The sequence below is a fragment of the Flavobacterium sp. UBA4854 genome (genome assembly GCF_002399805.1).
GTDB classification, from domain to species: domain Bacteria; phylum Bacteroidota; class Bacteroidia; order Flavobacteriales; family Flavobacteriaceae; genus Flavobacterium; species Flavobacterium ginsengisoli.
In genome coordinates this window covers 20672-27509 of sequence record NZ_DHEI01000064.1, presented here as the reverse complement: position 1 = coordinate 27509, position 6838 = coordinate 20672, and the positions used below count along the sequence as shown (strand labels likewise).

The 6838-nt window shown below is 33.4% G+C and carries 6 protein-coding genes; all 6 read right to left on the bottom strand.

What is annotated here, in order from left to right; translation table 11 throughout:
- Positions 1-569, bottom strand: a 569-nt coding sequence (gene rodA, locus B3J44_RS09195; protein WP_286967966.1) for a rod shape-determining protein RodA, incomplete at its 3' end; no start/stop codon positions are given.
- A gap of 15 nt (positions 570-584) precedes the next feature.
- Positions 585-2558 carry a penicillin-binding protein 2 gene (gene mrdA, locus B3J44_RS09190; RefSeq protein ID WP_286967964.1) on the bottom strand — a complete coding sequence of 658 codons (1974 nt, stop codon included), beginning with the start codon at positions 2556-2558 and terminating at the stop codon, positions 585-587.
- Complete coding sequence (locus B3J44_RS09185) at positions 2555-3061, bottom strand: rod shape-determining protein MreD (protein ID WP_198854664.1); 507 nt, start codon at positions 3059-3061, stop codon at positions 2555-2557. Before B3J44_RS09185 ends, mrdA begins: the two co-directional genes overlap by 4 nt.
- Positions 3054-3878 carry a rod shape-determining protein MreC gene (gene mreC / locus B3J44_RS09180; protein ID WP_198854663.1) on the bottom strand — a complete coding sequence of 275 codons (825 nt, stop codon included), beginning with the start codon at positions 3876-3878 and terminating at the stop codon, positions 3054-3056. The genes B3J44_RS09185 and mreC overlap by 8 nt, the downstream gene beginning before the upstream one ends.
- A 112-nt stretch (positions 3879-3990) precedes the next feature.
- On the bottom strand, positions 3991-5019 hold the full coding sequence (locus tag B3J44_RS09175) for a rod shape-determining protein (RefSeq protein ID WP_008466528.1): 1029 nt from the start codon (positions 5017-5019) through the stop codon (positions 3991-3993).
- Between the two features lie 56 nt (positions 5020-5075).
- The gene (gene purH / locus B3J44_RS09170; RefSeq protein ID WP_286967961.1) at positions 5076-6602 is read right to left on the bottom strand and encodes a bifunctional phosphoribosylaminoimidazolecarboxamide formyltransferase/IMP cyclohydrolase; all 1527 of its coding nucleotides are present in this window, start codon (positions 6600-6602) and stop codon (positions 5076-5078) included.
- Between the last annotated feature and the right edge of the window lie 236 nt (positions 6603-6838).

Genomic DNA, 6838 nt, shown 5'->3' with positions numbered 1-6838 from the left:
ACGAAAAGAATAATGGTTATAAACGCGGTCCAAACGTACCAAGATGGCAGACCTTCTCTGTATAAAACAAGTATAAATGCACTATAGATTAAAGCACTTCCAGGATCGGGCTGTGGTAGAATAAGCATTACAGGTAATAGCATAATTGCTAAAGCCTGAATTTGTCTATTTGTTTCTTTTAAGTTAATTTGTGTATCACTTAAATATTTAGCCAATGCCAAAGAAGTAGCTGCTTTTGCAAACTCAGAAGGCTGTAAAGTAAAACTTCCTATCGCGTACCAGCATCGCTGTCCTGCTATGGTTTTTCCAAAGAGAAATAATCCTGCAAGAGATAATAATGAAACTCCAAAGATTATACTGGCATATTTTTCGTAAAATTTACCATCAACAAAAAGCACAACAAATATCAATGGAATAGTACAGCAGATAAAAATCAGCTGTTTTTGATAAGTTCCATCGGTTGATAATAAAGAAGACGAATATATATTAAGCCAACCTAAAGTTACCAGCGCAATGTAGATAAAGACACTTATCCAATCGATATTATTTTTTACACTTTGATTTTTCATTTGAAATAATCTTTCTTAGTTTTTCTTAGTTGTGTCTACTGCTGTTTTTTTAACTTCAGTTTTTGGCGCCGTTGTAACTGGTGCTTTTGGCTTAACAATTTTAGCTTGTAATACAGAATCTTTTGGAACAGATTCAATTTTAAGAGCATCACTTATTCCGCCTACTTTAGCATATTCCGAAAGTAAGCTTTTGTTTAATACTCTTACTTCTAGGTCTGTTCTTGTAATTTTCTTTCTTAGATATTTTTCAATCATTAAACTCGCAATCGGACCCGCAACTGTTGCTCCAAAACCTCCATTTTCAATCATAACTGCAATGGCAATTTTTGGATTGTCTTTTGGGGCAAAAGCAACAAATATAGAGTGGTCTTTAAGCTGGGTTCTTTTACCGTTTATTTTGGCAAAGTTCTCAGCAGTACCTGTTTTTCCGCAAATATCAATTCCTTCTACTCGAAGACTGTAAGCTGTACCTTTGTTGTAAACATCAAATAGTCCACTGATAACTGGCGGGAAATATTTTTGATCAACCGTAGTTACGTGTTTTGTGGTGAACTTTTCGTCGATTTTTTCTCCCTCAATTTTTTTAATGATATGAGGAGTATAATAATAACCCTGATTTGCAACAGTAGCCATCATGTTGGCTAATTGAATAGGTGTCATTAAAACCTCTCCTTGACCAATTGCATTAGATACAATGGTTGAGCTTCTCCATCCTCCGTTAGGGTAAATCCTTTTATAAGTTTTAGAGGTTGGTATATTTCCTCGTTTTCCAGTTGGTAAATCATAGCCCATGAACTGACCTAATCCAAAACTTTTTACGTGACTGCTCCAAACATCAACGGCTTGACCGGGATCTTTGTACTTGTTGATGGTAAGCATATAGGCTTGTCCAAAATAAGTATTACAAGAATTGTAAATTCCGTTGTGCAATTGATGTGGACCAAAACCGTGGCATTTCATGAATCGGCCTCCACCATAACTAAATCCGTGATGACACATAAAAGTAGTCTGTTCATTGATTACACCTTCTTGAAGTGCAACTAAACCAGTCAGGATTTTGAATGGAGAACCTGGTGGATACTCTGCCAAAAGTCCTCTGTCATATAAAGGTTTCGAAATAGAATCGTTATATAAAAGGGTGTAGTTTTTAGATCTTTGACGTCCTACCAAAATACCAGGATCATAAGAAGGAGCGGTAATTAAAGCAAGAATTTCACCCGATTTAGGTTCAATTGCCACAATACCACCTCTTTTATTAATCATCAATTCCTCTCCATATTTTTGAAGTTCGGCATCAATCGTTAAATTAATGTCTTCTCCAGCTACGGCGATAGTATCGTATTTTCCTTCTTTATAAGGGCCAATTTCTCGGTTGTATTTGTCTTTCTGAATATATTTTACCCCTTTTATACCGCGTAAAGTTTCTTCGTAGCTTTCTTCTACACCTTGCTTTCCAATTAAATCACCACTGTTGTAGTATGGATTCTTTGCAATTTGTTTTTCATTTACTTGAGTAATAAAGCCAAATATATTTGCTCCATAATCTACTTCATAATCACGTAAAGATCTTTTTTGGAAATAGAAGCCTTCATATTTTCTAATTTTTTCCTGAAAAGCGGCAAACTCATTTTTATTCAGTTGAGATAAAAACACAGAAGGAAGCCTTGGACTATATACCTTTGCTTTTTCAATACGTTTGTGGTATTCTTCTTCAGTAATGTTTAGAAGAGCACAGAACTCGGCAATATTAAGATCTTTTTTTATTTCTCTAGGAATAACCATAATATCGTAAGAAGCCTGATTTGCAACAAGAAGCTTTCCGTTACGATCATAGATATAACCCCTCTCAGGATAGTCATAAACCTTTTTTATCGCATTATTTTCCGATTTCAGTTTAAAAGAATCATCAATAATCTGCAGGTAAAAAATCCTAATCACTAGCAAAGACGCTGCAATAATAATTATAGTGGGCAGCAGGACTTTTCTCATCGTTTATTGGGCTTAATAAGATAAATTATTATGATTGAAGTAATTATTGTAAATATCGAGCTAAACAAAATTCGGAGTAAAACATCCCAAATAAAATTAAATTGAAAAGCTTGAAGAATAAACAATACAGTATGATGCAATAGAACGGACACTAAAATAAATGAAAATCGCTCCGGAGTTAAAGATTCATTCAGTTTAATGGTTTGATATTCATAACTTAAACCAAAAGAAAATTTAAAAATATAAGGCCTGTAATACGCTAAAATAACGCAGGCAGTTGCATGTATTCCGCCAGAATTACAGAACATATCCATTACTAATCCTAAGAAAAAACTAGAAATAATCAATCCAGCTTTATTGCTGTTTACTGGATACAGGATAATATATAAGATGTACGGAAACGGACTTATATATCCTAAGAAATTCATATTGTTGAAAATAACAATCTGAATTGCCAGTAACATAATAAATCGAAAAATATTGACTAACAGAGCGCTATTCATTTTTTTCTTTGTTTTCTAAATTAATAAGTTCCTCTCTGTCCTTACTCTTGATAATATAGACGTGTCCTAAGTTTGTCATATCGTTAAATAACTTAACTTTTATAACATAAAAACTTGTTTGGGTTTCTTTGTAAATTGTTTCAACGGTTCCAATGTTGATTCCTTCAGGGAAAATTACAGATTGTCCTCCTGTTACAATTGTATCTCCTTTTCTAACTGAAGCTAATCTTGGAACGTCTCTTAGCTGTACAAATCCAGTACTTTTTCCATCCCATGTTAAAGAACCAAAATGATTTGATTTTTTTAACTTGGCATTAATCTGAGATTTCATGTTCAAAATACTCACAACAGTAGAATATCTAGGTGATGTATCGTCTACAATACCAACAATTCCTAAACTGTTTATTACTCCCATATCTGGTTTTACACCGTCATTGGATCCAGAATTTAAAGTAAGGAAGTTTTCGTGTGTGCTGTATGTGTTATGAATTACTTTTGATACAATAATATCAGCAGGTTTTACCCCTTTAATAGTATCTGGTAAAGGTAATTTGGCTGTGTCTTCTTTATTAAATAAAAGACTTTTTAATCTTGCGTTCTCAAGTACAAGTTCGTCGTTTTCAGCTCTTAAATTCATGTATTCATTAACACGATTGATTTTTTCATAAACACCTCCGCTTAAGAAATTTGCGGAACTGATTATTTTGCTTCTGTGGTAAGAGTGAGATTGAATCGTGAGTCCTAACGATATACCTAAAAGCAGCAAAAACAGCAATCGATTACTGTTTCTTATAATGAAATTAAATATTTGCTGCATTTCTTGTCTGGTTATTTTGTTTCAGGATATGCTTAAAGGTTTCAGTTTTTATAAGGGTCAAATAGTAATAATTTGACCCTTATAAAAGTAAATTGATTTTTATTTTTAGATCTTATTTAATTAAGATGCTTTTAAATTTAGCAATGTTTTTAAGGGCCATTCCTGTACCGCGAACAACAGCTCTTAAAGGATCTTCGGCAATGTAAACAGGTAAATCTGTTTTTTGAGAAATACGTTTGTCAAGACCTCTCAACATAGATCCACCACCAGCCAAATAGATACCAGTGTTGTAGATATCTGCTGCTAATTCAGGAGGAGTCTGAGATAATGTTTCCATTACCGCATCTTCAATACGCTGAATAGATTTGTCTAAAGCTTTTGCAATTTCACGGTAAGAAACATCTACTTGCTTTGGTTTACCCGTAAGCAAATCTCTACCTTGAACTGACATATCTTCTGGCGGACCATCTAAATCTTCGATTGCCGCTCCAATTTGAATTTTAATTTTTTCAGCAGTACTTTCTCCAACAAATAAGTTGTGCTGTGTACGCATGTAATAAACGATATCATTTGTGAAAACGTCACCTGCAATTTTTACAGATTTATCACAAACAATTCCGCCTAAAGCGATAACCGCAATTTCTGTTGTACCACCTCCAATATCCACAATCATGTTTCCTTTTGGTTGCATAATGTCAATACCAATACCAATTGCCGCTGCCATTGGCTCATGAATCAAATAAACTTCTTTTCCGTTTACTCTCTCACAAGATTCCTTCACCGCTCTCATCTCCACTTCAGTAATACCAGAAGGAATACATACAACCATACGTAAAGCTGGAGTAAACATTCTTTTTTTCAATGCAGGAATACTTTTAATGAACATATTGATCATTTTTTCCGAAGCATCAAAATCAGCGATTACACCATCTTTCAAAGGCCTTATAGTTTTGATGTTTTCATGTGTTTTACCTTGCATCATATTGGCTTCCTTACCAACAGCAATGATTTTGCCTGATACTCTATCACGTGCAACGATAGATGGACTATCAATGACAACTTTATCATTATGAATGATTAAAGTGTTTGCGGTTCCAAGGTCTATCGCAATATCCTCGGTCATGAAATCAAAAAATCCCATAAGTTTTTTAGGGGTTTAAAATGTTATAAATTATTTATCGAACAAAGTTAAACAAATTAATGTTTAAAATGACGAGTTCCTGTAAATACCATTGCAAGATTATTTTCGTTGCAATAATTTATACTTAATTCGTCTTTAATCGAACCTCCTGGCTGAATTACAGCAGTTATTCCTGCTTTTTTAGCTAATTCTACACAATCCGGAAATGGGAAAAATGCGTCGCTAGCCATCGAAGCTCCATTTAAATCAAATCCAAAAGCTTTTGCTTTGTCAACAGCTTGAATTAAAGCGTCAACTCTTGAAGTCTGACCTGTACCTGATGAAATCAATGTTCCGTTTTTAGCAAATACAATAGTGTTCGATTTTGTATTCTTGCAGATTTTAGAAGCAAAGATCAAATCTTCGATCTCTTGAGCAGTAGGTTCTGTAATTGTAACGGTTTTTAAATGCTCTTTATTATCCGTAATATTATTTCTGTCCTGAATTAACAAACCATTAAGACAAGTTCTTACTTGACGAGCTGGTAATTCAACTTCATTTTGAACTAATATAATTCTGTTTTTCTTTTCTTGCAATACAGTAACAGCCTCATCATCATAAGCTGGAGCGATTACTACTTCGCAGAATAATTTGTTGATTTCTTGTGCTGTTTCTAAATCAATTTTAGTATTAGAAATTAACACTCCTCCAAAAGCTGAAGTAGGATCACAAGCTAAAGCAGCCAAATAAGCCTCGCTGATTGTTTTTCTTGAAGCCAATCCGCAAGCATTATTGTGTTTTAAAATCGCGAATGTTGGTCCATCAGTTTTAAACTCAGCAATTAAATTAACTGCAGCATCAACATCTAGTAAGTTGTTGTATGATAATTCTTTTCCGTGAAGTTTTTTGAACATTGCATCAAAATCTCCAAAGAAGAATCCTTTTTGGTGAGGATTTTCACCGTATCTTAAAACTTGACCGTTTGCAATACTTTCTTTGTAAATAGTCTCGTCTGTATTGAAATAATTAAAAATAGCTCCATCGTAGTGAGATGAAACGTGGAATGCTTTAGTAGCCAACAATCTTCTGTTCTCCAAAGTTGTTGCTCCATCTTGTTCTGTAATCAAATCTAAAAGCAAGCTGTATTCGTTTACAGAAGCCACAATTACAGTGTCTTTGAAATTTTTCGCTCCAGCACGAATTAATGAAATTCCGCCAATATCGATTTTTTCAATAATATCTTGTTCGCTTGCTCCAGAAGCAACTGTTTTTTCGAAAGGATATAAATCAACAATTACCAAATCAATCTGAGGAATGTTAAATTCCTTCATTTGCTGAACATCGCTTTCATTATCCTGTCGATTTAAAATACCGCCAAAAATTTTTGGGTGTAAAGTTTTTACTCTTCCTCCAAGAATTTCAGGGAAAGAAGTGATATCTTCAACAGGAACTACTGGAATGCCAAGGTTTTTGATGAAATCTTCAGTTCCACCAGTTGAATAAAGTGTTACATTTTGTTCGTGTAATTTTCTAACAATTGGTTCTAATCCATCTTTAGAAAAAACAGAAATTAATGCCGATTGTATTTTTTTTGTTGTGCTCATTGTGTAGTTATGATTTTGAGACTGCAAAAGTAGTTTTTTTATATATTATATTAAAAAAAATTAGTGTAACAAAATGCTAAAAAAATCTACTGATGAGTAAGTTAACTTTTATTAGGTTATTGAATTTAAATTATTGAATTTTACTTTATTGAAAAATACAAAAATATGATCGTTTATCTGAGATTATTAAAGGAAAGTCTGAGCTTTGCCATCAATGCTTTGCGAAATAATAAATT

What these genes read in the sequence shown, in the direction of transcription:
- mrdA (WP_286967964.1), bottom strand. Translation starts at nt 2,558, where the DNA reads ATGAGAAAAGTCCTGCTGCCCACTATAATTATTATTGCAGCGTCTTTG.
- B3J44_RS09185 (WP_198854664.1), bottom strand. Translation starts at nt 3,061, where the DNA reads ATGAATAGCGCTCTGTTAGTCAATATTTTTCGATTTATTATGTTACTG.
- mreC (WP_198854663.1), bottom strand. Translation starts at nt 3,878, where the DNA reads ATGCAGCAAATATTTAATTTCATTATAAGAAACAGTAATCGATTGCTG.
- B3J44_RS09175 (WP_008466528.1), bottom strand. Translation starts at nt 5,019, where the DNA reads ATGGGATTTTTTGATTTCATGACCGAGGATATTGCGATAGACCTTGGA.
- purH (WP_286967961.1), bottom strand. Translation starts at nt 6,602, where the DNA reads ATGAGCACAACAAAAAAAATACAATCGGCATTAATTTCTGTTTTTTCT.